Below are 26745 nucleotides of genomic sequence, written 5' to 3' on the forward strand. Positions count from 1 at the left end.
TCCCGTACCAGACCCCGAGTGAAAGTGAGCCCCGTGACAGGACCGGCGCCCTCCTCCCTGCGCCCCGAGCATCCCGTCGCCCGCCCGCTCGCCCAGCTGGTCGCGGAGTTCGGGCTGGATGTGCGGGGAGACCTCGACGCCGTCGAGGTGACCGGAGCAGCCCTCGCGAGCTCGGCGGTCGCGCCGGGCGACCTGTACGTCGGCGTGCCGGGCAGGAACGCGCACGGTGCGAGCTACGCCTCGGCCGCCGTCGAGGCGGGTGCCGTCGCGGTCCTGACCGACGCCGCCGGTGCGGAGCTCGCGGCCGACGCGGGCGTCCCCGTCATCGTGACGCCCGATCCCCGCGCCGCGCTCGGCGCGGTGGCGAGGTGGGTCTACCGCACCGACGAGAACTCGGCCACGCTGTTCGGCGTCACCGGCACCAACGGCAAGACCAGCGTCGTCTACCTGCTCTACGGGATCCTGGGCCAGCTCGGCGTCGTCGCCGGGCTGTCCTCGACCGCCGAGCGCCGCATCGGCGAGCACGCGATCACCAGCAAGCTCACCACCCCGGAGGCCAGCGAGCTGCACGCGCTGCTGGCCCGGATGCGCGAGGAGGGCGTCCGCGCGGTCGCGGTCGAGGTCTCCGCCCAGGCGCTCAGCCGGCACCGCGTCGACGGCATCGAGTTCGACGTGGTCGGCTTCACCAACCTGAGCCACGACCACCTCGACGACTACGCGGCGATGGACGACTACTTCGCGGCCAAGCTGGAGCTGTTCCAGCCCGACCGCGCGCGCCGCGGCGTCGTCACGGTCGACTCCGAGTGGGGGCGCGCGCTGGTCGAGCAGTCCCGCATCCCGGTCTCCACGCTGGCGACCGTGCCGGAGGTCGACGCCGACTGGACGCTGACGGTGATCGAGGAGACCATCGGGGAGACGGTGTTCGAGCTGTGCGGTCCGGACGGGCGCAGGCTGGAGACCAGCGTGCCGCTCCTCGGCGCCTACAACGCCGCCAACGCGGCGCTCGCGATCGTCATGCTGGTGGAGTCCGGCTACGACCTCGACGCCATCGGCGCGGCGCTGGAGCGCGACGGCGGCATCGACGCCTACGTCCCCGGCCGCACCGAGCGGCTCTCCGGCGACCGCGGCCCGGTCGTCTTCATCGACTACGGCCACACGCCCGACGCCTTCCTGTCGCTGCTGGGCGCGCTGCGCCGGGTGACCGACGGCCGGATCGTGATGGTCTTCGGGGCCGACGGCGACCGCGACACCACCAAGCGCGCCGACATGGGCGCGATCGCGGCGCGCGGCGCCGACGCGGTGGTCATCACCGACTTCCACCCCCGCTCGGAGGACCCGGCGCTGATCCGCGCCGCGCTGCTCGACGGCGCCCGGGCCGCCGTTCCGGACGCCGAGCTGTACGAGGTCGCCGATCCCCGCGCCGCATTCCGCACCGCGCTCTCGCTCGCCGGCGACGGAGACGTGGTGCTGTACGCCGGCCCGGGGCACGAGGACTACCAGGAGGTCGCCGGCCAGCGCCTCCCGTACTCCGCCCGCGACGACGCGCGGCTCGCGCTCCGAGAGGCCGGGTGGCTCTGATGATCGCTCTCACCCTCGCCGAGATCGCCGACGCGACCCGGGGCACGCTCCTGCTCGACGGAGCCGTCCTCCCCGATGGGACGGCCGCCACCCCGGAGACCGTCGTCTCCGGCCTCTCCACCACCGACTCGCGGGAGGTCGTGCCCGGCACGATCTTCTTCGCCAAGCCCGGCGAGGTGACGGACGGCCACCTGTTCGCCCCGCAGGCCGTCGAGTCCGGCGCGGCCCTCCTGGTCGTCGACCACGCGCTCGACCTCCCGGTGCCGCAGCTGCTCGTCCCGGACACCGTCGTGGCGCTCGGCGACCTCGCCACCGAGGTGATCGCCCGCGTCCGTGCGCTCGGCACGCTGAAGATCGTCGGCGTCACCGGCTCCAACGGCAAGACCACGACCAAGAACCTGCTGCGCGAGATCCTGGAGCAGGTCGGCCCGACCATCGCCCCGCGCGCGTCGTTCAACAACGAGGTCGGCGCGCCGGTCACGATGCTGGAGGTCACCGAGGAGACCCAGTACCTCGTCGCCGAGATGGGCGCGAGCGGCATCGGCGAGATCGCCCGGCTGGTCCGGATGGCGCGGCCCGACATCGGCATCGTGCTCAAGGTCGGCCTCGCCCACGCCGGCGAGTTCGGCGGCATCGAGAAGACCCTCGCGGCCAAGACCGAGATGGTCAGCGACCTCCTGGAGTCCGACGTCGCCGTCCTCAACCTGGACGACCCGCGCGTCGCCTCGATGGCCGACAAGACGGCGGCCCGCGTGCTGTGGTTCGGCCTCGACGACCGTGCGGCGGTCCGAGCCACCGAGGTGCGCTCGACCGCGCGCGGCACGTCGTTCGTGCTGCACCTCCCGCCGGCCGACGGCGGCGAGGGACCCGGGGAGTCGCGTCCCGTGCAGTTCCGTGTGCTCGGCGAGCACCACGTCATGAACGCGCTGGCCGCCGCGGCCGCCGCGCACACCCTCGGCGTGGACATCGACACGATCGTCGAAGGGCTGCAGACCGTGCAGCGCGCCGAGCGCTGGCGGATGGAGGTCCTGGGCGGCGCCCGTGGCGTCACCGTCATCAACGACGCCTACAACGCGAGCCCGGACTCGATGGCCGCCGCCATCAAGACGCTGGCCCAGATCGCCGAGCCGGGGGAGCGCACCATCGCCGTCCTCGGCGAGATGAGCGAGCTGGGGGAGTTCTCCGGAGAGGAGCACGACCGCATCGGCCTGCTCGCCGTCCGGCTGGGCATCGACCAGCTCGTGATCGTCGGGCCGTCCGCCCGGCGCATGCACATCACCGCCATCAACGAGGGCTCGTGGGACGGGGAGTCCCTGTACTTCGAGACCCAGGACGCGGCGTTCGACCACCTCAGCGGCGCGCTCCGCCCCGGGGACACGGTGCTCGTCAAGTCCTCCAACTCGGCGGGGCTGCGCTTCCTCGGCGACCGACTGGGAGAATTCTTCTCGTGAGAGCCCTTTTGACCTCCGGCGCGCTGTCGATGGCGTTCACGCTGTTCCTGACGCCGCTCTTCATCCGGCTCTTCCGGCGGCTCCAGTGGGGCCAGTTCATCCGCGACGACGGCCCGCAGAGCCACCACGCCAAGCGCGGAACGGCCACGATGGGCGGCATCGTCGTCATCCTCGGCACACTGTTCGGCTATTTCACCGCCCTGCTGCTGACGGGCGACGAGACCAGCGTGTCCGCTCTCCTGGTGCTGTTCCTCATGGTCGGCCTCGGGGTCGTCGGGTTCGTGGACGACTTCCTCAAGACCCGGCGCGAGCGCAGTCTCGGACTGACAGGCTGGGCCAAGATCGCCGGTCAGGTTCTCGTGGCGACGGTCTGGGCGTTCCTCGCCGTCCGGTTCCCCGACTCGCGCGGCTACACGCCGGCGACGATGAGCGTGTCGTTCATCCGGGACCTCCCGATCGACTTCGGCTCGATCACCAAGTTCGGCGTGATCGGCGTGCTGGTCGGCTACGGCCTCTACCTGATCTGGATCAACTTCATCGTCGCGGCCGCCTCCAACGGCGTGAACGTCACCGACGGCCTGGACGGACTGGCGTCCGGCGCGAGCATCCTCGCCATCGGCGCGTACATCATCATCGGGTTCTGGCAGTCGATCCAGTCGTGCGCGAGCCCCAACCTCAATCCCGAGAACATCGCGAAGTGCTACGACGTGCGCGATCCGTTCGACCTGGCGATCGTCGCGACGGCGATCGTGGGCGCCGTGGTCGGCTTCCTCTGGTGGAACACGTCGCCCGCGCAGATCTTCCTCGGCGACACCGGCTCGCTCGCCCTCGGCGGCGCGGTCGCCGCGCTCGCGATCCTCAGCCGCACCGAGCTGCTGCTCGTCCTCATCGGCGGCCTGTTCGTGATCGAGGCGGGCTCGGTGATCGTCCAACGGGCCTACTTCAAGATCACGCACGGCAGGCGCATCTTCCTGATGAGTCCCATCCATCATCACTTCGAGCTGAAAGGCTGGGCGGAGGTGACGGTCGTGGTCCGGTTCTGGATCATCGGCGGCCTCCTCGTCGCGGCCGGCGTCGGCTCGTTCTACCTCGAGTGGCTCGCGACGTGACCGGATCCCGCGAACGCCTGGAGTCGCTCACCAGCTGGCACCACGACTGGTCGGGCCTGCGCGTCGCCGTGTTCGGCCTCGGCGTCACCGGCTTCTCGGTCGCCGACACGCTCGCCGAGCTGGGAGCGCAGGTGCTGGTCGTCGCCTCGCGCGCCGACGCCGAGCGCGCCATGCTGCTGGAGGTCATCGGCGCCGAGCTGCTGGAGGAGCCGGACCTCAGCACGCCGCCCGCGCGGCTGGTGGAGTTCGATCCCGAGCTCGTGGTCGTCTCACCCGGCTTCCACTGGGACCACCCGCTGCTGCTCTGGGCCGAGACGGGCGGCGTACCGGTCTGGGGCGACATCGAGCTGGCCTGGCGGCTGCGCGACAAGGTCGGCGACCCGGCGGACTGGATCTGCGTCACCGGCACGAACGGCAAGACCACCACGGTCCAGCTCACCGCGACCATGCTGCTCGCCGGCGGCTCCCGCGTCGCGCCGTGCGGCAACATCGGCGTGCCGGTGCTCGACGCCATCCGCGACCCTCAGGGCTTCGACGTGCTCGTCGTGGAACTGTCGAGCTACCAGCTGCACTGGATCAACCGGAACCGCGGCGGCGAGCTCACGCCGTACTCCGCCGCCTGCCTGAACATCGCCGACGACCACCTCGACTGGCACGGTTCGCTGGAGGCGTACATCGCGGCCAAGGCGAAGGTCTACGACAACACCCAGGTCGCCTGCGTCTACAACCGCGCCGACCAGAACACCCTGCGCATGGTCGAGGAGGCCGACGTGACCGAGGGCGCCCGCGCCATCGGCTTCGGCCTCGATGTGCCGGGCCCGAGCGACTTCGGCATCGTCGACGGCATCCTCTGCGACCGCGCGTTCCTCGAGGACCGCCGCAACAGCGCCATCGAGTTGACGACCCTGGACGAGCTCGCGGAGGCCGGACTCGCCGCCCCGCATGTCGTCGCCAACATCCTCGCCGCCAGTGCGCTGGCCCGCTCCTACGGCGTCGAACCGCAGGTCATCCGCGACGTGCTCACCGCCTTCCGCCTCGACGCCCACCGCATCGAGCTGGTGCGGGTGGAGGCCGGCGTGAGCTGGGTGGACGATTCCAAGGCCACCAACCCGCATGCGGCGGACGCGTCGCTGCGCGCGTACCCGTCCGTCGTGTGGGTGGTCGGTGGCCTCCTCAAGGGCGTCGACATCGAGCAGCTCGTGGCCGCGCATGCGGACCGGCTGCGCGGCGCCGTCCTGATCGGGGTCGACCGCGCGGCACTGCTGGCCGCATTCGAGCGACACGCCCCGGGGCTGCCCGCGCTGGAGGTGGTGGCCGACGAGACTGAAGGGGTCATGCCGACGGCGGTGCGGCTGGCCGGCGGTCTCGCCCGCGAGGGGGACACCGTCCTGCTGGCTCCGGCGGCGGCGTCGATGGACCAGTTCACCGACTACGCAGAGCGCGGGCGTCTCTTCCAGGCGGCCGTCAACGAGTTCTTTGGAGGTGGGGCGGATGACGACGAGCCCGCCTCGCGTCCGCCGGGAGCCTGAGCCGCGCGATCAGCGGCCGTCCGGCGATCCGACCGGGGACGACGGCTCCCGCGCGGGACTCACGGCGCGCATCTCGCTCGGCCGGGCGATGAACAGCGAGTCCTCCGACTACTTCCTGCTGCTCGGCATCACGCTCTTCATGGTCGTGTTCGGCCTCGTCATGGTGCTCTCGTCGTCCGCCGTCGAGTCGCACAACGACACCGACAACTTCTTCTCGCGGTTCTGGTCGCAGGGCATGTACGCCCTCATCGGGCTCCCGCTGATGTTCATCGTCTCGCGCATCCCGATGACCTTCTGGAAGCGCTCGATCTGGTTCATCCTCGGTGCGGCCTGCTTCGTGCAGTTCCTGGTGCTGGTGACGCCGCTCGGTGTGGAGATCGGCGGCAACCGCAACTGGATCCGCATCGGCGGCTTCGTCGGGCAGCCGTCGGAGGCGATCAAGATCGCGCTCGTGATCTGGCTGGGCGTCGTGCTGTCCCGCAAGCAGGACCTCCTCGACGACTGGCGGCACGTCGCGCTGCCCGTCCTCCCGATCGCGGGAGGCGCCATCGGCGTCGTCGTCCTCGGCGGCGACCTCGGGACGACCATCGTCATGTCGGCGTTCGTCCTCGGCGGTCTGTACTTCGCCGGCGTGCGGCTGCGCTACCTGTTCGCGGGGCTCGTCGGGGTCGCGATCGTGGCCGTCGTCGTCGCCATGTCGAGCGCCAGCCGGATGGGCCGCATCGCCGCGCTCTTCGGCGGGACGAGCGCCGCGAACCCCGACGTCAACTGGCAGATCGACAACGGCTTCTACGCCCTCGCCTCCGGCGGCGTGTTCGGCGTGGGGCTCGGCAACTCGCACTCGAAGTGGTCGTGGCTGCCCGCGGCGGACACCGACTTCATCTTCGCCATCATCGGCGAGGAGCTCGGCCTGATCGGGGCCGTGGTGGTCCTGCTGCTCTTCGTGATGCTGGCGATCGTCTTCCTGCGGATCATCCACGCGTCCACCGACACCTTCCCGCGCGTCACGACCGCCGCGATCATGGTGTGGCTGATCTTCCAGGCGTTCGTGAACATCGCTGTGGTGCTCGGCGTCATCCCGGTGCTCGGCGTGCCGCTCCCACTGATCTCTGCGGGAGGTACTGCGATGATCAGTTCCATGATCGCTATCGGCATCGTGATGTCCTTCGCCCGCCAGAACGCCCGCAACTCCCGCACCGGACAGGGCCCGCGTCGCGCCACGGGCAGCGCTCTGTGAGCCGTTACCTCCTGGCCGGCGGCGGGACCGCCGGCCACGTCAATCCGCTGCTCGCCGTCGCCGACCGCCTGCGCCGCGACGACCCGGGCGCGGAGGTCGTGGTCCTCGGCACGAAGGAGGGGCTGGAGGCGCGCCTCGTCCCCGACCGCGGTTACGAGCTCGCGACCATCCCGAAGCTGCCGTTCCCGCGCCGCCCCGACGGCGCCGCGCTGCGCTTCCCCGGCGAGTACCGGCGCGCGGTGCGCTCGGTCACCGAGCTGATCCGCGAGCGCGGCATCGACGTCGTGGTGGGCTTCGGCGGCTACGCGGCCGCGCCCGCCTACTCGGCCGCCCGTCGCGCGGGCGTGCCGTACGCGCTGCACGAGGCCAACGCCCGGCCGGGGCTCGCGAACCGGCTCGGCGCCCGCTCCACCCCGTGGGTCGGCGTCGCGTTCGAGGGCACGCCGCTGCGCCACTCCCGCTTCGTCGGGATGCCGCTGCGCCGAGAGATCGAGGAGCTCGACCGGGAGGCCGCCCGCCCGGAGGCCCTGGCCGCGTTCGGTCTGTCCGCCGACCGCCCGACCCTCCTGGTCACCGGGGCTCGCTCGGCGCCAGGCGGCTCAACGGCACGATCGCCGAACGTGCGGTGCAGCTCACCGCTGCCGGCTGGCAGGTGCTCCACATCCAGGGCGGCCGTGGCGAGCTGACCGACCCCGGCATCGAGCACTACCGGCTGCTGGACTACTGCGACCGCATGGACCTCGCCTTCGCGCTGACCGAGTTCGCCGTCGCGCGCGCGGGCGCCGCGACCGTGTGCGAGTTCGCCGCACTCGGTATCCCCGCCGTCTACGTGCCGTTCCCGATCGGCAACGGCGAGCAGCGCTTCAATGCGGCGGGCGTCGTGGAGGCCGGCGGCGGCATGCTGGTGGACGACGCGGAGTTCCTCCCCGGGTGGGTCGACGGGCACCTGCTCCCGCTGCTCGCAGACCGGATCGCGGTCGACGACATGGCGCGCAAGGCGGCGATCACAGGGGTGCGCGACGGCTCCGACCGGATGGTCGCCCTGATCCGAAGCGCGCTGGGCCGGAGTGGGTTGGCCGGATCCTGAGGTTCGCCGCGTAGCCTGTACTCTGTCAACTCGACTCGCGGACCGAAAGCAGCACCTGTGACGATCAAACCCGACCTCAACGCCACCATCCCCGACGAGCTGGGCACGCTCCACTTCGTCGGCATCGGGGCTCGGGCATGAGCGGAATCGCGCGGCTGTTCCTGGAGTCCGGCCACACTGTCACCGGGTCCGACGTGCGCCACTCGGCCAACATCGACGCGCTGCGCGCCCTCGGCGCCACCATCGCGATCGGCCACGACGCCGCGAATGTCGGCGACGCCGACACCCTCGTGGTCACCGGTGCGCTCTGGCAGGACAATCCGGAGTACCAGCTCGCCCTCGCCGACGGCATCCCGGTGCTGCACCGCTCCCAGGCGCTGGCCTGGCTGATCAACAAGAAGCGCCTCGTCGCCGTCGCGGGAGCGCACGGCAAGACCACCTCCACCGGGATGATCATCACCGGGCTGCTGGGCCTCGGCGAGGACCCGAGCTTCGTCAACGGCGGCGTCATCGCCTCGCTCGGGAAGAGCTCGCAGACGGGCAGCGGCGAGCTGTTCGTCGTGGAGGCCGACGAGTCCGACGGCTCCTTCCTGCTCTACGACACGGCGGTCGCGCTGATCACCAACGTGGACCCCGACCACCTCGACCATTACGGCTCGCTGGAGGCGTTCGAGGACGCCTTCGTGACGTTCGCCCGCGAAGCCGACGAGTTCGTGGTCGTCTCCTCCGACGACGCGGGCGCCACGCACGTCCACCGCCGGCTGGTGGAGGTCGCGCCGGAGAAGCGCGTCGTCACCTTCGGCGAGGCGGAGGACGCCGACGTGCGCGTCCACTCGATCGTCACCGACGGCCCGGTCGCGTTCACGCTGAGCTACTCCGGCGCCGACTACTCGGCGCGCCTGCGGGTGCCCGGCCGGCACAACGCGATCAACGCGGCCGGCGCCTTCGCCGTGCTGACCGGACTCGGCTTCGACCCCGCCGCCGCGCTGGCCGCGATCGCGGAGTTCGGCGGCACCGAGCGCCGCTTCGAGCTGCACGGCAACGTGGGCGGCGTGAGCGTCTACGACGATTACGCCCACCACCCGACCGAGGTCGCCGCCGCGCTGTCGGCCGCGCGCACGGTCGTCGGCGACGGCCGCATCATCGCGGTCCACCAGCCGCACCTCTACAGCCGCACCCGCCTGTTCGCGCAGGAGTTCGCCGAGACCCTCGAGACCTACGCCGACGAGACCGTCGTGCTCGACGTCTACGGCGCGCGCGAGGACCCGGAGCCCGGCGTCACCGGCGCCCTGGTCGCGGATCGGTTCCAGCATCCCGAGCACGTCGCGTTCATCGCAGACTGGCAGGAGGCCGCCGACCACACCGCGCGGATCGCGCGCGAGGGCGACTTCGTCATCACGCTGGGCTGCGGTGACGTCTACCGGATCGTCCCGCAGCTCCTCGACTCGCTCCGCCGCGTCCGGGAGTAGCCCGCGTGAAGCGTCCCCAGGGATTCGAACGGTCGGCGGCACGGCAGCCCGGCGCTCCGGCGCCCTCCGCACCGGAGACCGTCGCTCCGGCGCGCCCCGAGGACGCCCGCGCCGCGGCCCCCGTCGGGACGATCACCGAGCCGATCCCGATCGCCCGCTCGCAGGAGCCGTTCCCCGAGCGGAAGCTCCGCCCGTCCCGGGCGACGGCCGACCGCCTCCCGCTCACGGAGCGCGTGCCGAGCAATCGCGAGATCTCCCAGGCGCTCCGCGCCGCCCGCGCCGAGCGCCGCCGGGTGGAGCGCGGCGAGGTGCGCCGGTTCACCAAGCGCTCGCGTCGCCGCAGGATGGCGTGGCTCGGCGCTGCGGGCGTCGTCGTCGCGCTCGTGCTCGGCACGATCCTCGTCGGCCTCTCGCCACTGCTCGCGCTCCGGCACATCCAGGTCGTCGGCGCCTCGCGGCTGGACGCCGGCGCGATCTCGGCCAAGCTCGGCGACCAGGTCGGCAAGCCGCTCGCGCTGCTCGACCAGGCCGAGATCTCCAGTGACCTGGCCGCCTTCCCGCTCATCCGCAGCTACACGCTGGAGAGCCACCCGCCGGACACCCTCGTGGTGCGCATCGTCGAACGCCAGGCGATCGGCGCCATCCAGCACGGGTCGGCCTTCGAGCTCGTGGATGCGGCGAAGGTCCCCATCTCCTCCAGCGCGACCCGACCGGCCGGATACCCGATCATCGCCGCGACGGGAGGCGCGGCCGACGCGAACGCGGACTCCGGGTTCGCCGCGGCGGCCGCCGTGCTGTCGTCGCTGCCCGCCGACGTGCTGAGCCGGGTCGACACCATCTCGGCGAAGACGAAGGACGACGTGTCCTTCACGCTCCGCGAGGGCGGTGCGACCGTGGTCTGGGGGAGCGCGGAGGACTCGGCGCTCAAGTCCGCCGACCTCGCCGCGCTGCTCAAGGGCGCGCCGAAGGCGAGCCGTTTCGACGTCTCGTCGCCGCACAGCGTGACGACAGGATGACCGGGTTGACGGCGCATTTGCCGACACGCCTGCGAACTGCGGCGGCAGGGGCCCTTGCGCCTCTACCGTCGAATCGAGAATTGCATACTCAGCATATCTTTAAACCTCGACTTGAGGTTGAAGGTTCCCGTGGAGGCCGGACGTGACAGCAAACCAGAACTACCTCGCCGTGATCAAGGTCGTCGGCATCGGCGGCGGCGGCGTGAACGCCGTCAACCGCATGATCGAGCTCGGCCTGCGCGGCGTCGAGTTCATCGCCATCAACACGGACGCGCAGGCGCTGCTGATGAGCGACGCCGACGTCAAGCTCGACGTGGGCCGCGAGATCACCCGCGGCCTCGGCGCCGGAGCCGACCCCGAGGTCGGCCGCCGTGCCGCCGAGGACCACGCGGAGGAGATCGAGGAGGCGCTCGCCGGCGCCGACATGGTCTTCGTCACCGCGGGCGAGGGCGGCGGCACCGGCACAGGCGGCGCACCGGTCGTGGCCCGGATCGCGAAGTCGATCGGCGCCCTGACCATCGGTGTCGTCACCAAGCCGTTCTCGTTCGAGGGCAAGCGCCGCCAGCAGCAGGCCGAGTCCGGCGTGCAGCGGCTCAAGGAAGAGGTCGACACCCTCATCGTCGTCCCGAACGACCGGCTGCTGGAGATCAGCGACCGCGGCATCAGCATGCTGGAGGCGTTCTCCACCGCCGACCAGGTGCTCCTCGCCGGTGTGCAGGGCATCACCGACCTCATCACCACCCCGGGCCTCATCAACCTCGACTTCGCCGATGTGAAGTCGGTCATGCAGGGCGCGGGCTCCGCGCTGATGGGCATCGGCTCCTCGCGCGGCGCGGACCGAGCCATCAAGGCCGCGGAGCTGGCGGTCGCCTCCCCGCTGCTGGAGGCCTCCATCGACGGCGCCCACGGCGTGCTGCTCTCGATCCAGGGCGGCTCGAACCTCGGCATCTTCGAGATCAACGACGCCGCCCGCCTGGTACAGGAGGCCGTGCACCCCGAGGCGAACATCATCTTCGGCGCGGTCATCGACGACACCCTCGGCGACGAGGTGCGCGTCACGGTCATCGCGGCCGGTTTCGACGGCGGCGAGCCGAAGTCGGTGCAGACCGCGGCCGCGGACGCACGTCGGTCCACCTACGTGGAGGCCGGCTCGGAGGAGGCGTCGATCGCCTCGTCCGCGGCGGTCGAGGCCGGCGAGGTCGAGGCCCCCGCCACGGAGTGGCACGCGACCGGCGAGACCCCGGTGACCGAGACCGCGCAGAAGGACCCGGCGTTCGACGACGAGAATGACGACCTCGACATCCCCGACTTCCTCAAGTAGCCCGCTCGCCGAGCGGCTCGCCGCGGTCCGGGAGGGCGTCGCCGACGCCGCCCGGGCCGCCGGCCGCTCCCCGGACGAGTTGACGACGATCGTGGTGACCAAGTTCCACCCGGCGTCGCTCGTCCGCGAGCTCGCCGCGCTCGGCGTGCGCGATGTGGGGGAGAACCGGCACCAGGAGGCGCAGGAGAAGGCGGCGGAACTCGCCGACCTCGACCTGCGCTGGCACTTCGTCGGCCAGCTTCAGAGCAAGAAGGCGCGACAGGTGCGGCGCTACGCGTCCGTCATCCACTCGCTGGACCGGATCTCGCTCGTCGACGCTCTGAAGCTGGACGACGCGCCCGACGTGGACGTGTTCGTCCAGCTCAACCTCACCGACGACACGGCGCGCGGCGGCGTCGCCGACCGCGACCTGGAGCCGCTGGTCGAGCACGTGCTCGCCACGCCCGGCCTGAACCTCCTCGGCGTGATGGCGGTCGCCCCGCTGGACGAGGAGCCGGCACGCGCCTTCGAGCGCGTCCGGCTCGCCTCCGAGCGGGTCCGCACGCTCGCGCCGGAGGCGACATCCATCTCTGCGGGCATGTCCCAGGACTACCGGGAGGCCGTCGCCGCCGGTGCGACACACCTTCGCATCGGCACCGCCATTACCGGGAATCGGCCAAGCCTTCGTTAATCTCGGAAGGGAAGAAGGTTCATTCAGTGCGTGCGAGGCGTCGGCGCACCGGTCTACACGGAGGAAGCGCATGGCCAACCCGCTGAAGAAGACGATGGTCTACCTCGGCCTCGCCGACGAGGAGCTGGAGTTCGAAGAGTCCCCGGAGCAGCACCAGCCGGTGCAGCACCAGCCGCGCCGCGAGGCTCCCGCCCCGTCGCCGGTCCAGCCCGTCCCGCACCCTGCACCGGTCGCTCCCGTGGCCGGCCGCGCTCCGGTCACCCCGCTGCGCAAATCGTCCACCGCACGGAATGTTTCGGTACAGGAAATGAACGAGATCCTCACAGTCCACCCCCGTCAGTACCGCGACGCGCAGGCGATCGCCGAGTCCTTCCGCGAGGGCATCCCGGTGATCATCAACCTGTCGCAGATGAGCGAGGGCGACGCCCGCCGCCTCATCGACTTCGCCAGCGGCCTCTCGCAGGGTCTGTACGGCAAGATCGAGCGGGTGACTCCGAAGGTGTTCCTGCTCTCGCCGTCGCACGTCGTCGTCTCCGGCGAGCACGGCGGACAGGACGCCGACGTCGACGCCTCCTTCTTCGCGCAGGCCTGACCCTTTTCCTGCGAAAGCGCACCGCCCGGCCGGGCGGTGCGCTTTCGTGCATACGCCGTCGTTCATACTGGGTGTTGTGCTTGTCGTCTCGATCATCGCGAACGTGCTCTACTACGTCCTCCTGATCTACTTCTTCGTGCTCTGGGCCCGCTTCGTGCTCGACCTGGTGCGCACCTTCGCGCGGCAGTGGCGCCCTCGGGGCTTCGGGCTCGTCCTCGCCGAGTCGACGTACGTGGTCACGGACCCGCCCATCCGATTCTTCCGCCGGATCATCCCGCCGCTGTCGATGGGGGCGGTCGCGATCGACTTCGGCTGGAGCCTCACCATGCTCGTCGTCATCATCGGCCTCTACGTGACCCTGAGTTTCACCTGACGCCGAGCTGGCGTCGGTTGGGGTCGGGCTGCGCTGCCGTTGTAATGTGGTCGAGGCCGACGCACCACGGGTGCGGCGGAGTGCGCGGCGGCCGTGCACTTTGCTAGCGTTGGCTGAACGCACTCACTGTTCGTCCTTTTCAAGATCTAAGGTGGCTTCTCATGGCGCTGACTCCGGAAGATGTGGTCAACAAGCGGTTTCAACCGACGAAATTCCGTGAGGGCTACGACCAGGACGAGGTCGACGACTTCCTCGACGAGGTCGTCGTGGAGCTCCGCAGGCTGACCCAGGAGAGCGACGAGCTCAAGCAGCGCCTCGTGGCCGCCGACTCGCGCATCGCAGAGCTGCAGCGCAGTGGCGGCTCCGGCCAGGCCGCGGCCCCGGCCGCCGCCGACAACGGCGAGGTGCAGCGCCTCCAGCAGGAGAACGACGAGCTCAAGCAGCGCCTGGCCACCGCCCAGCAGGAGGCAGCGCAGGCGAAGCAGCAGGCCGCCGCCGCTCCAGCCGCCGCGGGCGCCGCAGCGGGCTTCGCCGCCGGCGCCACCGACGCGAACGACCCGAACGCGACCAACAACCTCCTCCAGCTCGCCCGCCGCCTCCACGAGGAGCACGTGCGCGAAGGCGTGGAGAAGCGCGACGCTCTCATCGCGGAGGGGCACGCCACCGCCGCCCGCATCGTCGCCGAGGCCGAGTCCAAGCAGCGCGCCCAGATCAGCGCCCTCGACCAGGAGCGTGCCGGCCTCGAGCGCCGCATCGACGAACTCCGTGGCTTCGAGCGCGACTACCGCCAGGGCCTGAAGGGCTACATCGAGGGCCAGCTCCGCGACCTCGACAGCCAGTCCGCCTCCTTCGGCGGCAACGCCCCCACCCCGGTGCCCGCGGGCTCCTCCGACGGCAACAGCCAGGACCAGGGCGCTCAGCCTCCGGTCTTCCCGGGCTTTGGAGGCTAGCCCCCGAAGGCCGAGGTCGGTAACGGGGCCAAGGTCAGCATCAGGGCCTTGGTGATCCTGGCCGTGGTCGCGCTCTGCGTGTACCTCGTGGATCAGATCGCCAAGGTCCTGGTCGTCTCGAACCTCTACGAGGGCCAGCAGCTCCAGGTCCTCGGACAGCTCCTCCAGCTCCACTTCGTGAAGAACCCGGGCGCGGCTTTCTCCATCGGCAGCGGGTCGACCTGGATCTTCTCGATCGTCGGCGTCGGCGTGCTCGGCTTCGTCATCTGGTACGCGCCGCGCATCCGCTCGACGGCGTGGGCCATCCTCTTCGGGCTGCTGCTCGGCGGTCTGCTCGGCAACCTGACCGACCGGCTCTTCCGGGAACCGGGCTTCGGCGTCGGGCACGTCGTGGACTTCCTGCAGATTCCTTTGCTGCCCGCCATCTTCAACCTCGCGGACGTCGCCATCGTCTCGAGCATGGTGCTGTTCCTCATCCTCTCGCTCCGCGGCGTCGGCCTCGACGGGCAGCAGCAGCCCGAGGAGGATGACGCGTTCGGCGAGGACGACACGGTCGTCGCGGCCGAGCCGCCCGCAGAGTCGCGCGAGCCCCGAAACCCCCAGCTCTGATGGAGTCGCGCAGCCTCCCCGTCCCCGACGGACTCGAAGGGTCACGCGTCGACGCGGGCCTCGCCAAGCTCCTGGGCTTCTCGCGAAGCTTCGCCGCCGAGATCGCCGAGGCCGGCGGCGTCACCATCGACGGCCGCGAGGCGGACAAGTCGGACCGGCTCTCGGCCGGCTCCTGGCTCGAGGTCTCCTGGCAGCCGCGCGAGGAGGCCCGCATCGTCCCGATCGCGGTGCCCGAGCTGACGATCGTCCACGACGACGACGACATCGTCGTCATCGACAAGCCGGTCGGCGTCGCGGCGCATCCTTCGGTCGGCTGGGAGGGCCCCACGGTCCTCGGTGCGCTGGCCGCCGCGGGCTTCCGCATCTCGACCTCCGGCGCCGCCGAGCGCGCGGGGATCGTCCACCGACTCGATGCCGGCACCAGCGGCCTGATGGTCGTGGCGAAGTCCGAGCACGCCTACACCGTCCTGAAGCGCGCCTTCCACGACCGCACGGTCGAGAAGATCTACCACGCGGTCGTCCAGGGCCACCCCGACCCGCTGACCGGGACCATCGACGCGCCGATCGGCCGGCATCCCCGGAGCGACTGGAAGTTCGCGGTCGTCGCCGGCGGCAAGCCGTCCGTGACGCACTACGAGACCATCGAGGCGTTCCCGGCGGCGAGCCTGCTGGAGATCCACCTGGAGACCGGTCGCACCCACCAGATCCGTGTGCACATGGCGGCCCAGCGGCACCCGTGCGCCGGCGACGCGATGTACGGCGCCGACCCCGCGCTGTCCGCCCGGTTGGGACTCACCCGGCAGTGGCTGCACGCCGTCCAGCTCGCCTTCGAGCACCCGGCGACGCGGGAGTGGGTGACCTTCACCACGACCTACCCGGAGGATCTGCAACACGCTCTCGACGTGCTCCGGGCGTCGTAGGTCCGACGTAGTCTTAAGCCCTCACCTCGACCCGGAGCAATAGTGCCGACCGACTCCTTCGTCCATCTCCACGTCCACAGCGAGTACTCGATGCTCGACGGGGCCGCACGCGTCAAACCGCTCATCGAGGCGGCCGTCGAGCAGGGCATGCCGGCCGTCGCGATCACCGACCACGGCAACATGTTCGGCGCGTTCGACTTCTGGCGCACGGCGACGGACGCCGGCATCAAGCCGATCATCGGCACCGAGGCCTACCTGACCCCGCGCACGCACCGCACCGACAAGACGCGCGTGCGCTGGGGCGACGGCGGCGGCGACGACGTGTCGGGCTCCGGCGCCTACACGCACATGACCATGCTCGCGGCGACCACCGAAGGCATGCATAACCTCTTCCGGCTCTCGTCGTACGCCTCGCTGGAGGGCTACTACTTCAAGCCGCGCATGGACCGCGAGCTGCTGCAGCGCTACTCGAAGGGCATCATCGCGACGACCGGCTGCCCGTCCGGCGAGGTCCAGACCCGGCTGCGGCTCGGGCAGTACGAGGAGGCCAAGAAGGCGGCGGCGGAGTTCCGCGACATCTTCGGGCCCGAGAACTTCTTCGCCGAGATCATGGACCACGGCCTCGGCATCGAGCGCCGCATCATGAGCGACCTGATCCGGCTCGCCAAAGAGCTGGGTCTTCCGCTCGTGGCGACCAACGACCTCCACTACACGCACGCGGCCGACGCGAAGAGCCACGCGGCGCTGCTGTGCGTGCAGTCCGGCTCGACCCTCGACGACCCCAACCGGTTCAAGTTCGACGCCGACGAGTTCTATCTGAAGACGCCGGAGGAGATGCGCCGCCTCTTCCGCGACCATCCGGACGCGTGCGACAACACGCTCGCGATCGCCGAGCGCGTCGACGTGAAGTTCGACACCGCGGCCAACTACATGCCGCGGTTCCCCGTGCCGGAGGGCGAGACCGAGCAGAGCTGGTTCGTCAAGGAGGTCGAGAAGGGCCTCCACGAGCGCTACCCGGGCGGGATCACCGAGGACGTGCGCAAGCAGGCCGACTACGAGATCGGCGTCATCTCCCAGATGGGCTTCCCCGGCTACTTCCTCGTCGTCGCCGACTTCATCAACTGGTCGAAGCGCAACGGTATCCGCGTCGGCCCCGGCCGTGGTTCCGGCGCCGGGTCGATGGCCGCGTACGCGATGCGGATCACCGACCTCGACCCGCTCCGGCACGGTTTGATCTTCGAGCGGTTCCTCAACCCGGACCGCGTCTCGATGCCCGACTTCGACGTCGACTTCGACGACCGCCGCCGCGGCGAGGTCATCAAGTACGTGACCGAGAAGTACGGCTCCGAGCGCGTCGCGCAGATCGTCACCTACGGCACCATCAAGGCCAAGCAGGCCCTCAAGGACTCCGGCCGCGTGCTCGGCTTCCCGTTCTCGATGGGCGAGAAGCTGACCAAGGCGATGCCGCCGCCCGTGATGGGCAAGGACATCCCGCTCACGGGCATCTTCGACAAGGAGCACCCGCGCTTCAAGGAGGCCGTCGACATCCGCGCGGTCGTGGAGAGCGACCCCGAGGCCAAGACCGTCTTCGACACGGCGCTCGGGCTCGAGAACCTCAAGCGCCAGTGGGGCGTGCACGCGGCGGGCGTGATCATGTCGTCCGATCCGCTGATCGACGTCATCCCGATCATGAAGCGCGAGCAGGACGGCCAGATCGTCACGCAGTTCGACTATCCGGCCTGCGAGTCGCTCGGCCTGATCAAGATGGACTTCCTGGGCCTGCGCAACCTCACGATCATCAACGACGCGCTCGACAACATCCGCGACAACCGCGGCGAGAACCTCGTGCTCGAGGAGCTGGAGCTGGACGACCGCGGCGCGTACGAGCTGCTGTCCCGCGGCGACACCCTCGGCGTGTTCCAGCTCGACGGCGGCCCGATGCGCTCGCTGCTGCGCTTGATGAAGCCGGACAACTTCGAGGACATCTCGGCGCTCATCGCGCTGTACCGCCCGGGCCCGATGGGCGCGAACTCGCACACCAACTACGCGCTGCGCAAGAACAACCTGCAGGACATCACGCCGATCCACCCGGAGCTGGCGGAGCCGCTGGCGGAGATCCTCTCGACCAGCTACGGCCTGATCATCTATCAGGAGCAGGTCATGGCCATCGCGCAGAAGGTCGCGGGCTTCTCGCTCGGCCAAGCAGACATCCTGCGCCGCGCGATGGGCAAGAAGAAGAAGTCCGAGCTGGACAAGCAGTTCGAGGGCTTCTCGCAGGGCATGGTCGACCGCGGCTTCTCCATGGCGGCGGTCGGCAAGCTGTGGGAGATCCTGCTGCCGTTCTCCGACTACGCCTTCAACAAAGCGCACTCTGCCGCGTACGGCGTCATCTCGTACTGGACGGCCTACCTCAAGGCGCACTATCCGGCCGAGTACATGGCCGCGCTGCTGACGAGCGTCGGCGACTCCAAGGACAAAATGGCGCTCTACCTCAACGAGTGCCGCCGCATGGGCATCAAGGTGCTGCCGCCGGACGTCAACGAGTCCAACCTCTACTTCGCCGCCGTCGGCGAGGACATCCGCTTCGGCATGGGTGCCGTCCGCAACGTCGGCGCCAACGTCGTCGACGGAGTGCGGGCGGCCCGCGAGAGCAAAGGCCGGTTCGAGTCGTTCCACGACTTCCTGAACAAGGTCCCGATCCACGCGGCCAACAAGCGCACCGTCGAGTCGCTCATCAAGGCGGGCGCGTTCGACTCGCTCGGGCACACCCGGCGCGCGCTCGTGGAGGTGCACGAGGACGCGGTGGAGTCCGCGGTCAAGATCAAGCGCAGCGAGGCGAACGGCGACGTCGGCTTCGACTTCGACAGCCTCTGGGGCGAGGACGAGCAGAGCCAGACGCAGCACCACATCCCCGACCGCCCCGAGTGGGTGAAGCGGGACAAGCTCGCGTTCGAACGCGAGATGCTCGGCCTCTACGTGTCCGACCATCCGCTGGCCGGGCTGGAGCTGCAGCTCGCCAAGCTCGCGAGCACGTCGATCGCCGAGCTGCTGGCGTCCGACAACGTGCAGGACGGCGACACCGTCGTCATCGCGGGGCTCGTGACGAGCGTGCAGCACCGCGTGGCGAAGGCGTCCGGCAACCAGTACGGCATGATCCAGGTCGAGGACTTCGGCGGCGAGATGACCGTCATGTTCATGGGCAAGGCGTACCAGGAGTTCTCGCCGATGATGCAGGGCGACTCGATCGTCGTCGTCCGCGGCCGGGTCAGCATGCGCGACGACGGGATGAACCTGCACGCGTTCAGCCTGATGGTGCCCGACCTCGGTCAGGCCGACGACATCGGCACCCTCATGATCACGATGGCCGACCAGCGCGCGACGACAGACACGGTCGCCTCGCTCGCAGAGGTGCTGTCGCGGCACCCCGGCGACAGCGAGGTCCGCCTCCGACTCGTCAAAGGCCAGACCGCCCGCGTCTTCGAGGTCCCGAAGCCCGTCAAAGTCTCCCCGGACCTCTACGGCGAGCTCAAAGGCCTCCTCGGCCCCAACTGCCTGGTCTAGCAGCGATCGCTTCCTCACTTTCTCCCGCCGACACGCGGTGATTGGCGGGAGAAAGTGAGGAAGCGATGGCTGCCGTCAGTCGAGTTCGCTGGGGCGGTGGTAGCGGCGCTCGTGGTAGAGCAGCGGCTCGTCGGGGGCGCCGAGCTCGCCCTCCTCGATCTGGACGACCACCACGGCGCTGTTGTGCACCGGGAAGCGGTCGACGATGCGGCCGACCATCCACGCCGTGACGTCGTTGATGACCGGGAGGCCGTGGGGTCCGCGGCGCCAGTGGTCGCCGAGGAAGCGCCGGGTGTTGTCGTCCGAGAGGATTTCGGCCACGCCCTTGTTCCGCACGCCGAGCATGTGGATGATCACCCGATCGGTGTCCGCGATCGCCGGCCAGCTCGACGCGGAGAGCGCCATGTTGAACGTCGCGAGCGGCGGGACGGCGGAGAGCGAGGCGAGCGAGGTGGCGGTGAACCCGACCGGCGTGCCGTCTGCGGTCTGTGCGGTGACGATCGCCACACCGGCGGCGTGCCGGCGGAACGCCTGCCGGAAGGCGGAGAGGTCGGGAGTCGCGTCAGTCATATGCGGTTATCAAGCGCCGTTCGGGGTGAGGAATTCCGCGCCAGCGTTCGGGGCTGAGCGGAGCGGGCGGTGCGGATAGGCTTGAGCGGTCATGATGCAGACCATCGATCTCCGCGGAGTCCAGCCTACCCGGGCCGCTTTCGAGCGCCTCGTGCCCCGTCCCGTCGTGGACATCCAGGTCGCGGTGCATGTCGCGACCGAGCTGATCGACGACGTCCGGGCCAGGGGAGCGGCGGCTCTCGCCGAGCAGGCCGAGAAGTTCGACGGCGGCGCGCCCGCCTCGGTGCGCGTTCCGGCGTCAGAGATCGCCGCCGCCGTCGCCGCGCTGCCCGCCGACGTCCGTGCGGCCCTGGAGGAGGCGATCGTCCGCGTCCGCGAGGCGACGGCCGCGCAGGTCCCGCCGCCCGCCGAGACCCGGATCGGGCCCGGTGCGACCATCGTGCAGCGCTGGCAGCCGGTGGAGCGTGCCGGGCTGTACGTCCCCGGCGGCAAGGCCGTGTACCCATCGAGCGTCGTGATGAACGCCGTCCCCGCGCAGGTCGCCGGCGTCGCCTCCGTCGCTCTCGCGAGTCCGCCGCAGCGCGCGTTCGGCGGCGCCGTTCACCCGGTCATCCTCGGCGCGGCGGGACTGCTCGGCATCGACGAGGTCTACGCGATGGGCGGCGCCGGCGCGATCGGCGCACTCGCCTGGGGCGTGGAGGAGATCGGCCTCGACCCCGTGCAGGTCATCACCGGCCCCGGCAACATCTACGTCGCCGCCGCCAAGCGCGTCGTGCGCGGCCAGGCGGGCATCGACTCGGAGGCCGGCACCACCGAGATCCTCGTGATCGCCGACGACACCGCAGACGCGCGCTTCGTCGCCGCCGACCTGATCAGCCAGGCCGAGCACGACGAGGCCGCGGCCTCGCTGCTCGTCACCGACAGCCCGGCGTTCGCCGAGCGGGTCGCGGCCGAGCTGGAGTCCCTCGCCGGCGCCACCAAGCACGCCGAGCGTGTGCGCACCGCGCTCGGCGGCCCGCAGTCGGCGCTCGTACTCGTGGACGACCTCGCGGCCGCCGCCGCGTTCAGCAACGCCTACGGCCCGGAGCACCTCGAACTGCAGACCGCCGACCCGGACGCGCTGCTCGCGCAGATCCAGAACGCGGGCGCGATCTTCGTCGGCCCGAGCGCGCCGGTGAGCCTCGGCGACTACCTCGCGGGCTCCAACCACGTCCTCCCGACCGGTGGCCAGGCCCGGTTCTCGCCCGGACTCGGTGCGTACTCGTTCCTCCGGCCGCAGCAGGTCATCCGCTACGACCGCGACGCGCTGCGGACCGTCGCCGACCGGATCGTCGCGCTGTCGTCGGCGGAGGACCTGCCCGCGCACGGCGAAGCGGTAACGATCCGCTTCGAGTGAGGTCAGGCTCTTAACCTCGGTCGCAGGCTCGGTCCTCGGTCGCAGGCTCGGTCCTCGGTCGCAGGCTCCCTCGGCGCTGGGGTCGCAGCATCGCTCCGCGCTGCCCCTGGCTCCACCGCGCGGCGCTGGGGTCGCAGCATCGCTCCGCGCTGCCCCTAGCTCCACCGCGCGGCGCTGGGGTCGCAGCATCGCTCCGCGCTGCTCCTAGCTCCACCGCGCGGTAGAATTCCCTCATGTTCTGCCCCTTCTGCCGCCACCCGGACTCCCGCGTCATCGACTCCCGCACGAGCGACGACGGGCTCTCGATCCGGCGGCGCAGGCAGTGCCCGGAGTGCGGCCGCCGCTTCTCCACGACGGAGACCGCGAGCCTCAGCGTGATCAAGCGCAGCGGCGTCGTGGAGCCGTTCAGCCGCGAGAAGATCGTGCTCGGCGTCCGCAAGGCCTGCCAGGGCCGGCCGGTGACCGACTCCGACCTCGCGGTGTTCGCGCAGAAGGTGGAGGAGACCATCCGCTCGACCGGAGCGTCCCAGATCGAAGCGAACGACATCGGCCTCGCCATCCTCCCCGAGCTCCGCGAGCTGGACGAGGTCGCCTACCTGCGCTTCGCGAGCGTCTACCAGGCGTTCGACTCGCTGGAGGACTTCGAAGAGGCCATCCAGCAGCTCCGCGTCGAGCACCACGGCGAGCCGGCCGCCGTCCAGGGCTGACAATCGGGCCGGCGCGACGCGGTATTCTCGTACCGGCATGTATCGCACACTCTTCTCCCTCGTCCTGTCGAAGCTCGACCCGGAGCGCGCGCACCATCTCGCCTTCCTGGTGATCCGGGCCCTTCCAGCGCTCGGCCTCGGCGGTCTCGTCCGCCGGTTCACCGCGCCGGACCGGTCCCTCGCAGTGGAGGCCCTCGGCCTGCGGTTCGCGTCCCCGTTCGGCGTCGCCGCCGGCTTCGACAAGGACGGCGAAGCGGTCGTGGGTCTCGGCGACCTCGGCTTCGGGCATGTCGAGGTGGGTACCATCACCGCCCTCCCGCAGCCCGGCAACGACCGGCCCCGGCTCTTCCGGCTCATCCCGGACCGCGCCGTGATCAACCGCATGGGCTTCAACAACCACGGAGCGGGAGAGGCCGCCAACCGCCTTCTGAAGGTCCGCCGCGCGCGGCACCGGCCCGTGCTCGGGGTGAACATCGGCAAGAGCCGGGTGGTCGCCGTCGAGGACGCGACCCAGGACTACCTGACCAGCGCCCGCGCGCTCGCGCCCGTCGCCGACTACCTGGTCGTCAACGTGAGCTCGCCGAACACGCCAGGGCTCCGCGGTCTCCAGGAGCTGGAGCTGCTCGCCCCGCTGCTCACCGCCGTCAAGCAGGTCGCGGGGAGACCCCGTTGCTGGTCAAGATCGCGCCGGACCTCACCGACGAGCAGGTCGAGAAGATCGCGGGCCTCGCCGTCGAGCTGGGCCTCGCCGGGATCATCGCCACGAACACCACGATCTCCCGCGACGGACTCGTGACCGACCCGGCCGTGGTGGAGGCCGCCGGCGCAGGGGGACTGTCCGGAGCCCTCTCGCCGCGCGCTCGCTGGAGGTGCTGCGCCTGATTCGCGCGCACGTCCCCGCCGAGCTGTGCGTGATCTCCGTCGGCGGTGTCGAGACTGCGGAGGACGTCCAGCGGCGACTGGATGCGGGCGCCACGCTCGTTCAGGGCTACACCGCGTTCCTCTACCGCGGCCCGCTGTGGGCGCGGCAGATCAACCGCGGTCTGCTACGCCTCCGGCGTGCCCTGGTGGAAGCGTAGGCGCCAGCGGCCTCCCACGCGCAGCCACAGCGAGCTGCGCAGGCTGGCGCCGCGGTCGTCCACCGTGCGCGCCGTGAGCAGGATGGCGTCCGCGCCGATCCGCTCCGTACCCAGCACCGCGAGCTCGGCGGCGGGGGCGTCCTCCTCGGCCAGAGCCTCCAGGATCGCGTCGCGGCCCCACAGCCGGCCGGAGCGGCCGATCTCCTCGAAGTCGGGATGCAGCAGGGCGGCGACGCGGGCGGAGTCCGCACGCACGGCCGGCTCCACGAGCTCGCGCTCGAGCCGCGTCACGACATCCTCGTCGGTCTCGGACGCGGTGAGCAGCTCGTCGAAGAGGTCGAACTCGACCGCCGCGGGGGCGGCAGGTGCGGCGGCCGCCACCTCGGCCACAGCCAGTGCGGGCGCCGGCTCATGCACCGCCGCACCCGGCCAGCCGGGCCCGATCGGGATCGGTTCGCCGTCCCGGTAGGCCGTGGCCGCCGCGCGGGCCCGTTTGTCCGCCGCCTCGTTCAGCTCGTGGCCCGCGTGGCCCTTGACCCACTCGAATGTGTACGTCCGGCCGTGCAGCGCCCGGTCGAGCCGCTCCAGCAGCTCGCGGTTGAGCACGGGGGCGCCGTCCGACTTGCGCCAGCCCTTGCGCTTCCAGCCCGGCATCCACTTGGTGACCGAGTTGATCACGTACTGGCTGTCGCACAGGATGCGCAGGTCGTCGTCCACGTGCGCGGTCGACTCCAGGAGGTCGATGACCGCCATGAGCTCGCCCATGTTGTTCGTGCCGTGCGGCCAGCCGCCGGCCGACCAGTGCTCGTCGTCGACGTACCAGGACCAGCCGGCAGGGCCGGGATTACCGAGGGCGGAGCCGTCCGCCGCTGCGACGATCGTCACGTCAGGCCGGGTACTGGCCGCGCTTGACCTGCGGCTTCGGCAGGCGCATGACGCGCAGCTGGAAGGCCCGCATGGCGGCGTACCACTTGAGCCCGCGCTCCACCTTCGTCTTGCCGAACTTGGCGGCGACCTTCCTGGTCACCAGCAGGCCGAGGACGATGCCGTCGATGACGGCGATCAGGAAGAACGCCCACAGGGCCACCAGGCCCCAGACCTGCATGAAGGCCCACGGCAGGAAGCTGAGCACGATCACCAGCAGCATGACCGGGATGAGGAACTCCCCGATGCTGAACCGGGCGTCCACGTAGTCGCGCACGTACCGGCGCTGCGGCCCGCGGTCGCGCTGGGTGAGGTAGCGCTCGTCGCCCGCGGCCATGCCGACGCGCGCCTTCTCGCGGGCCTCGGCCTGGTGCGCACGTGCCGCCTTGGCCGCCTCCTTGCGGTCGGTCGGCACCAGCGGCCGCTTGCGCGCGGCCTCCTGCTCGCGGCGGGTGGGCGTCGGGGCGCCCTTGCCCTGCAGCCGTGCAGCGGTCTGTTCGGGGGTCTCGGTTGCGGGCGCCTGCGCCTCGGCCGCCGGGTTCTGTCGTTTCGCCAAAGCTTGAGCCTTCGTTCTGGGGTCCGTTTAAGATTACCCGCATGACAGACACCCAGCAGACTCCTTCCGGCCGATCCGCAGCCGGGGACCGGCCGGAGGTGGAGGAGCGGATCCGCTCCTCCGTCGAGACCGGCCTCCCGTCGACCATCGCCGAGCTCTCGCGCCTCGTGCGCATCCCCTCGGTCTCGTGGACCGCCTACGACCCGGCGAACGTCCGGGAGAGCGCGGAGGCCGTGGCGGAGCTGCTGCGCGACACCGGCGCGTTCGAGAGCGTCGAGATCAAGCGGGCGCCGATCTCCGGGCCGTCGACCGGCGCGGGGAGAACCTGGGGCAGCCGGCGGTGCTCGCCACGCGGGCCGCCAAGAACGGCCGGCCGACCGTCCTCCTCTACGCGCACCACGATGTGCAGCCTCAGGGCGACGCCGAGAACTGGGACACGCCGCCCTTCGAGCCGACCGTGCGCGGCGACCGGCTCTACGGCCGCGGCGCCGCCGACGACAAGGCCGGCGTGATGGCGCACGTGGCGAGCGTCCGCGCGCTCGTCGAGGCCCTCGGCCCCGACTTCGACCTCGGCATCGCCGTCTTCATCGAGGGCGAAGAGGAGTTCGGGTCCCGCTCGTTCGCGAACTTCCTCGAGCAGAACACGTCCGCGCTTGCGGCCGACGTCATCGTGGTGGCCGACTCCGACAACGTCGACATCGACACGCCGGCGCTGACGGTGTCGCTGCGCGGCAACGTGACCTTCAAGCTCACGGTATCGACGCTGGAGCACGCGTCGCACTCCGGAATGTACGGCGGCGCGGCCCCCGACGCGATGCTCGCGCTCGTCGCGCTGCTCGCGACGCTGCACGACGAGAACGGCTCCGTCGCGGTGGAGGGCCTGCGCTCGCACGACGACGCGGCCGAGCCGCCCGCGGTCAGCGAGGAGCAGTTCCGCGAGGAGGCCGCCCTGCTGCCGGGCGTCACCCCGATCGGCACCGGACCGATCCTGTCCCGGATGTGGTCGCAGCCCACCGTCACCGTCACCGGCATCGACGCGCCCAGCGTCGTGGACGCCTCCAACACCCTCCTGCCGAGCGTGGCCGTGCGGCTGAGCGCCCGGATCGCCCCCGGCCAGCCCGCAGCGGAGGCGTACGAGGCTCTCGAGCGCCACCTGCGCGCGCACGCGCCGTTCGGAGCGCACGTCGAGATCAGCGACGTCGACACCGGGGATGCCTTCCTGGTCGACACCGCCGGCTGGGCGGCCACCGAGGCCAAGCGCGCCATGACCGACGCCTGGGGCAAAGACGCGGTGGAGACCGGCGTCGGAGGGTCCATCCCGTTCATCGCCGACCTCGTGCGCGAGTTCCCCGAGGCGCAGATCCTGGTCACCGGTGTGGAGGACCCGGACACCCGTGCCCACAGCCCGAACGAGTCGCTCCACCTCGGGGTGTTCAAGAGGGCGATTCTCGCCGAGGCGCTGCTGCTCGCGCGCCTGGATGCCCGGAACTGAGCGATCTCGCGGAAATGGGACGTACAATCGACCCAGCTTTCGCAATCCGAATCCTGAACCACGTGTGAGGAGTCTCATGACCGACACAGCGCTGACCGCGACCAAGGCCCACGGCGTCGGCCTGACCGACACCGCAGCGGGCAAGGTCAAGAGCCTGCTCGAGCAGGAGGGCCGTGACGACCTGCGTCTGCGCGTCGCCGTCCAGCCCGGCGGCTGCTCGGGGCTGATCTACCAGCTGTACTTCGACGAGCGCATGCTCGACGGGGACGCGACCGTCGACTTCGACGGGGTGGAGGTCATCGTCGACAAGATGAGCGTGCCCTACCTGGACGGCGCCACGATCGACTTCGAGGACACCATCCAGAAGCAGGGATTCACGATCGACAACCCCAACGCGACGGGCTCCTGCGCCTGTGGAGACTCGTTCCACTGAGCGTTCTATAACACAAAAAACAGCTCTGGGCCGCCCCTTGTGGGCGGCCCTTTGTGTTCGAAACCGGGTGTCCGGCGGAGTAGGGTAGAGAACGCCACATACAGTTGCATGTGAAC

General features: G+C 70.6%; 20 protein-coding genes and 4 pseudogenes. 21 read left to right on the forward strand and 3 right to left on the reverse strand.

Annotated elements, in window-relative coordinates; translation table 11 throughout:
- Window positions 1-33 precede the first annotated feature (33 nt).
- From ACRAWC_RS26945 to dnaE, 16 genes and pseudogenes are all read left to right on the forward strand, one after another.
- A complete protein-coding gene (locus tag ACRAWC_RS26945; RefSeq protein ID WP_431350220.1) occupies window positions 34-1578 on the forward strand; it encodes a Mur ligase family protein in 1545 nt (514 codons plus the stop codon).
- Window positions 1578-3029, forward strand: a complete 1452-nt coding sequence (locus ACRAWC_RS26950) for a UDP-N-acetylmuramoyl-tripeptide--D-alanyl-D-alanine ligase (RefSeq protein ID WP_431350221.1) — start codon at window positions 1578-1580, stop codon at window positions 3027-3029. The genes ACRAWC_RS26945 and ACRAWC_RS26950 overlap by 1 nt, the downstream gene beginning before the upstream one ends.
- Complete coding sequence (mraY, locus tag ACRAWC_RS26955; RefSeq protein WP_431350222.1) at window positions 3026-4138, forward strand: phospho-N-acetylmuramoyl-pentapeptide-transferase; 1113 nt, start codon at window positions 3026-3028, stop codon at window positions 4136-4138. The genes ACRAWC_RS26950 and mraY overlap by 4 nt, the downstream gene beginning before the upstream one ends.
- Entirely contained in the window at window positions 4135-5667 is a 1533-nt protein-coding gene (gene murD / locus ACRAWC_RS26960; protein WP_431350223.1) for a UDP-N-acetylmuramoyl-L-alanine--D-glutamate ligase, read from the forward strand. The genes mraY and murD overlap by 4 nt, the downstream gene beginning before the upstream one ends.
- Window positions 5630-6904 (forward strand): putative lipid II flippase FtsW, encoded by a 1275-nt coding sequence (gene ftsW, locus ACRAWC_RS26965; RefSeq protein WP_431350224.1) that lies wholly within the window; start codon window positions 5630-5632, stop codon window positions 6902-6904. Before murD ends, ftsW begins: the two co-directional genes overlap by 38 nt.
- A pseudogene (locus ACRAWC_RS26970) lies at window positions 6901-7991 on the forward strand (UDP-N-acetylglucosamine--N-acetylmuramyl-(pentapeptide) pyrophosphoryl-undecaprenol N-acetylglucosamine transferase). The gene ftsW and the pseudogene ACRAWC_RS26970 overlap by 4 nt, the downstream one beginning before the upstream one ends.
- A gap of 57 nt (window positions 7992-8048) precedes the next feature.
- A pseudogene (gene murC, locus ACRAWC_RS26975) lies at window positions 8049-9460 on the forward strand (UDP-N-acetylmuramate--L-alanine ligase).
- 5 nt (window positions 9461-9465) lie between these two features.
- The gene (locus ACRAWC_RS26980; RefSeq protein WP_431350225.1) at window positions 9466-10476 is read left to right on the forward strand and encodes an FtsQ-type POTRA domain-containing protein; all 1011 of its coding nucleotides are present in this window, start codon (window positions 9466-9468) and stop codon (window positions 10474-10476) included.
- Between the two features lie 142 nt (window positions 10477-10618).
- Window positions 10619-11797, forward strand: coding sequence for a cell division protein FtsZ (gene ftsZ, locus ACRAWC_RS26985; protein WP_431350226.1), 1179 nt, complete (start codon window positions 10619-10621; stop codon window positions 11795-11797).
- A complete protein-coding gene (locus ACRAWC_RS26990) occupies window positions 11763-12467 on the forward strand; it encodes a YggS family pyridoxal phosphate-dependent enzyme (RefSeq protein WP_431350227.1) in 705 nt (234 codons plus the stop codon). Before ftsZ ends, ACRAWC_RS26990 begins: the two co-directional genes overlap by 35 nt.
- Before the next feature lie 70 nt (window positions 12468-12537).
- Entirely contained in the window at window positions 12538-13059 is a 522-nt protein-coding gene (locus tag ACRAWC_RS26995; RefSeq protein ID WP_431350228.1) for a cell division protein SepF, read from the forward strand.
- Window positions 13060-13135: 76 nt separating this feature from the next.
- Window positions 13136-13432: a YggT family protein gene (locus ACRAWC_RS27000; RefSeq protein ID WP_431350229.1), complete on the forward strand. Its 297-nt coding sequence runs from the start codon at window positions 13136-13138 to the stop codon at window positions 13430-13432.
- Between the two features lie 161 nt (window positions 13433-13593).
- Window positions 13594-14382 carry a DivIVA domain-containing protein gene (locus tag ACRAWC_RS27005; protein WP_431350230.1) on the forward strand — a complete coding sequence of 263 codons (789 nt, stop codon included), beginning with the start codon at window positions 13594-13596 and terminating at the stop codon, window positions 14380-14382.
- A 51-nt stretch (window positions 14383-14433) separates the two neighbouring features.
- The gene (gene lspA, locus ACRAWC_RS27010; protein WP_431350250.1) at window positions 14434-14991 is read left to right on the forward strand and encodes a signal peptidase II; all 558 of its coding nucleotides are present in this window, start codon (window positions 14434-14436) and stop codon (window positions 14989-14991) included.
- Window positions 14991-15911, forward strand: coding sequence for an RluA family pseudouridine synthase (locus ACRAWC_RS27015; RefSeq protein ID WP_431350231.1), 921 nt, complete (start codon window positions 14991-14993; stop codon window positions 15909-15911). The genes lspA and ACRAWC_RS27015 overlap by 1 nt, the downstream gene beginning before the upstream one ends.
- Before the next feature lie 90 nt (window positions 15912-16001).
- Entirely contained in the window at window positions 16002-19472 is a 3471-nt protein-coding gene (gene dnaE, locus ACRAWC_RS27020) for a DNA polymerase III subunit alpha (RefSeq protein ID WP_431350251.1), read from the forward strand.
- A 75-nt stretch (window positions 19473-19547) separates the two neighbouring features.
- Here the strand turns inward: dnaE and ACRAWC_RS27025 are convergent, their stop codons facing one another.
- Window positions 19548-20042, reverse strand: coding sequence for a flavin reductase family protein (locus tag ACRAWC_RS27025; protein ID WP_431350232.1), 495 nt, complete (start codon window positions 20040-20042; stop codon window positions 19548-19550).
- A 91-nt stretch (window positions 20043-20133) separates the two neighbouring features.
- Here ACRAWC_RS27025 and hisD point away from each other — a divergent pair, with 91 nt between their 5' ends.
- From hisD to ACRAWC_RS27040, 3 genes and pseudogenes are all read left to right on the forward strand, one after another.
- On the forward strand, window positions 20134-21438 hold the full coding sequence (gene hisD / locus ACRAWC_RS27030; protein ID WP_431350233.1) for a histidinol dehydrogenase: 1305 nt from the start codon (window positions 20134-20136) through the stop codon (window positions 21436-21438).
- 233 nt (window positions 21439-21671) lie between these two features.
- Window positions 21672-22145, forward strand: coding sequence for a transcriptional regulator NrdR (nrdR, locus tag ACRAWC_RS27035; protein WP_431350234.1), 474 nt, complete (start codon window positions 21672-21674; stop codon window positions 22143-22145).
- 37 nt (window positions 22146-22182) lie between these two features.
- Window positions 22183-23224: pseudogene (locus ACRAWC_RS27040) on the forward strand (quinone-dependent dihydroorotate dehydrogenase).
- On the opposite strand, the gene ACRAWC_RS27045 reads toward ACRAWC_RS27040, so the two are convergent.
- Entirely contained in the window at window positions 23192-24109 is a 918-nt protein-coding gene (locus tag ACRAWC_RS27045; protein ID WP_431350235.1) for an RNase H family protein, read from the reverse strand. The pseudogene ACRAWC_RS27040 and the gene ACRAWC_RS27045 overlap by 33 nt on opposite strands.
- Window position 24110: 1 nt before the next feature.
- Window positions 24111-24704: a DUF3043 domain-containing protein gene (locus ACRAWC_RS27050; RefSeq protein WP_431350236.1), complete on the reverse strand. Its 594-nt coding sequence runs from the start codon at window positions 24702-24704 to the stop codon at window positions 24111-24113.
- A gap of 41 nt (window positions 24705-24745) precedes the next feature.
- On the opposite strand from ACRAWC_RS27050, the pseudogene ACRAWC_RS27055 reads away from it, so the two are divergent.
- Both ACRAWC_RS27055 and erpA read left to right on the forward strand, forming a co-directional pair.
- Window positions 24746-26196 (forward strand): annotated as a pseudogene (locus ACRAWC_RS27055) (dipeptidase).
- A 76-nt stretch (window positions 26197-26272) separates the two neighbouring features.
- Window positions 26273-26629, forward strand: a complete 357-nt coding sequence (gene erpA, locus ACRAWC_RS27060; RefSeq protein ID WP_185277112.1) for an iron-sulfur cluster insertion protein ErpA — start codon at window positions 26273-26275, stop codon at window positions 26627-26629.
- Window positions 26630-26745 lie beyond the last annotated feature (116 nt).

This window comes from Leifsonia sp. L25, assembly GCF_050632895.1.

Coding starts and splice junctions, on each gene's coding strand:
- nrdR (WP_431350234.1), top strand. CDS start 21,672: ATGTTCTGCCCCTTCTGCCGCCACCCGGACTCCCGCGTCATCGACTCC.
- ACRAWC_RS27025 (WP_431350232.1), bottom strand. CDS start 20,042: ATGACTGACGCGACTCCCGACCTCTCCGCCTTCCGGCAGGCGTTCCGC.
- ACRAWC_RS27005 (WP_431350230.1), top strand. CDS start 13,594: ATGGCGCTGACTCCGGAAGATGTGGTCAACAAGCGGTTTCAACCGACG.
- dnaE (WP_431350251.1), top strand. CDS start 16,002: ATGCTCGACGGGGCCGCACGCGTCAAACCGCTCATCGAGGCGGCCGTC.
- ACRAWC_RS26990 (WP_431350227.1), top strand. CDS start 11,763: ATGACGACCTCGACATCCCCGACTTCCTCAAGTAGCCCGCTCGCCGAG.
- ACRAWC_RS27015 (WP_431350231.1), top strand. CDS start 14,991: ATGGAGTCGCGCAGCCTCCCCGTCCCCGACGGACTCGAAGGGTCACGC.
- erpA (WP_185277112.1), top strand. CDS start 26,273: ATGACCGACACAGCGCTGACCGCGACCAAGGCCCACGGCGTCGGCCTG.
- ACRAWC_RS26995 (WP_431350228.1), top strand. CDS start 12,538: ATGGCCAACCCGCTGAAGAAGACGATGGTCTACCTCGGCCTCGCCGAC.
- hisD (WP_431350233.1), top strand. CDS start 20,134: ATGATGCAGACCATCGATCTCCGCGGAGTCCAGCCTACCCGGGCCGCT.
- ACRAWC_RS26950 (WP_431350221.1), top strand. CDS start 1,578: ATGATCGCTCTCACCCTCGCCGAGATCGCCGACGCGACCCGGGGCACG.
- ftsW (WP_431350224.1), top strand. CDS start 5,630: ATGACGACGAGCCCGCCTCGCGTCCGCCGGGAGCCTGAGCCGCGCGAT.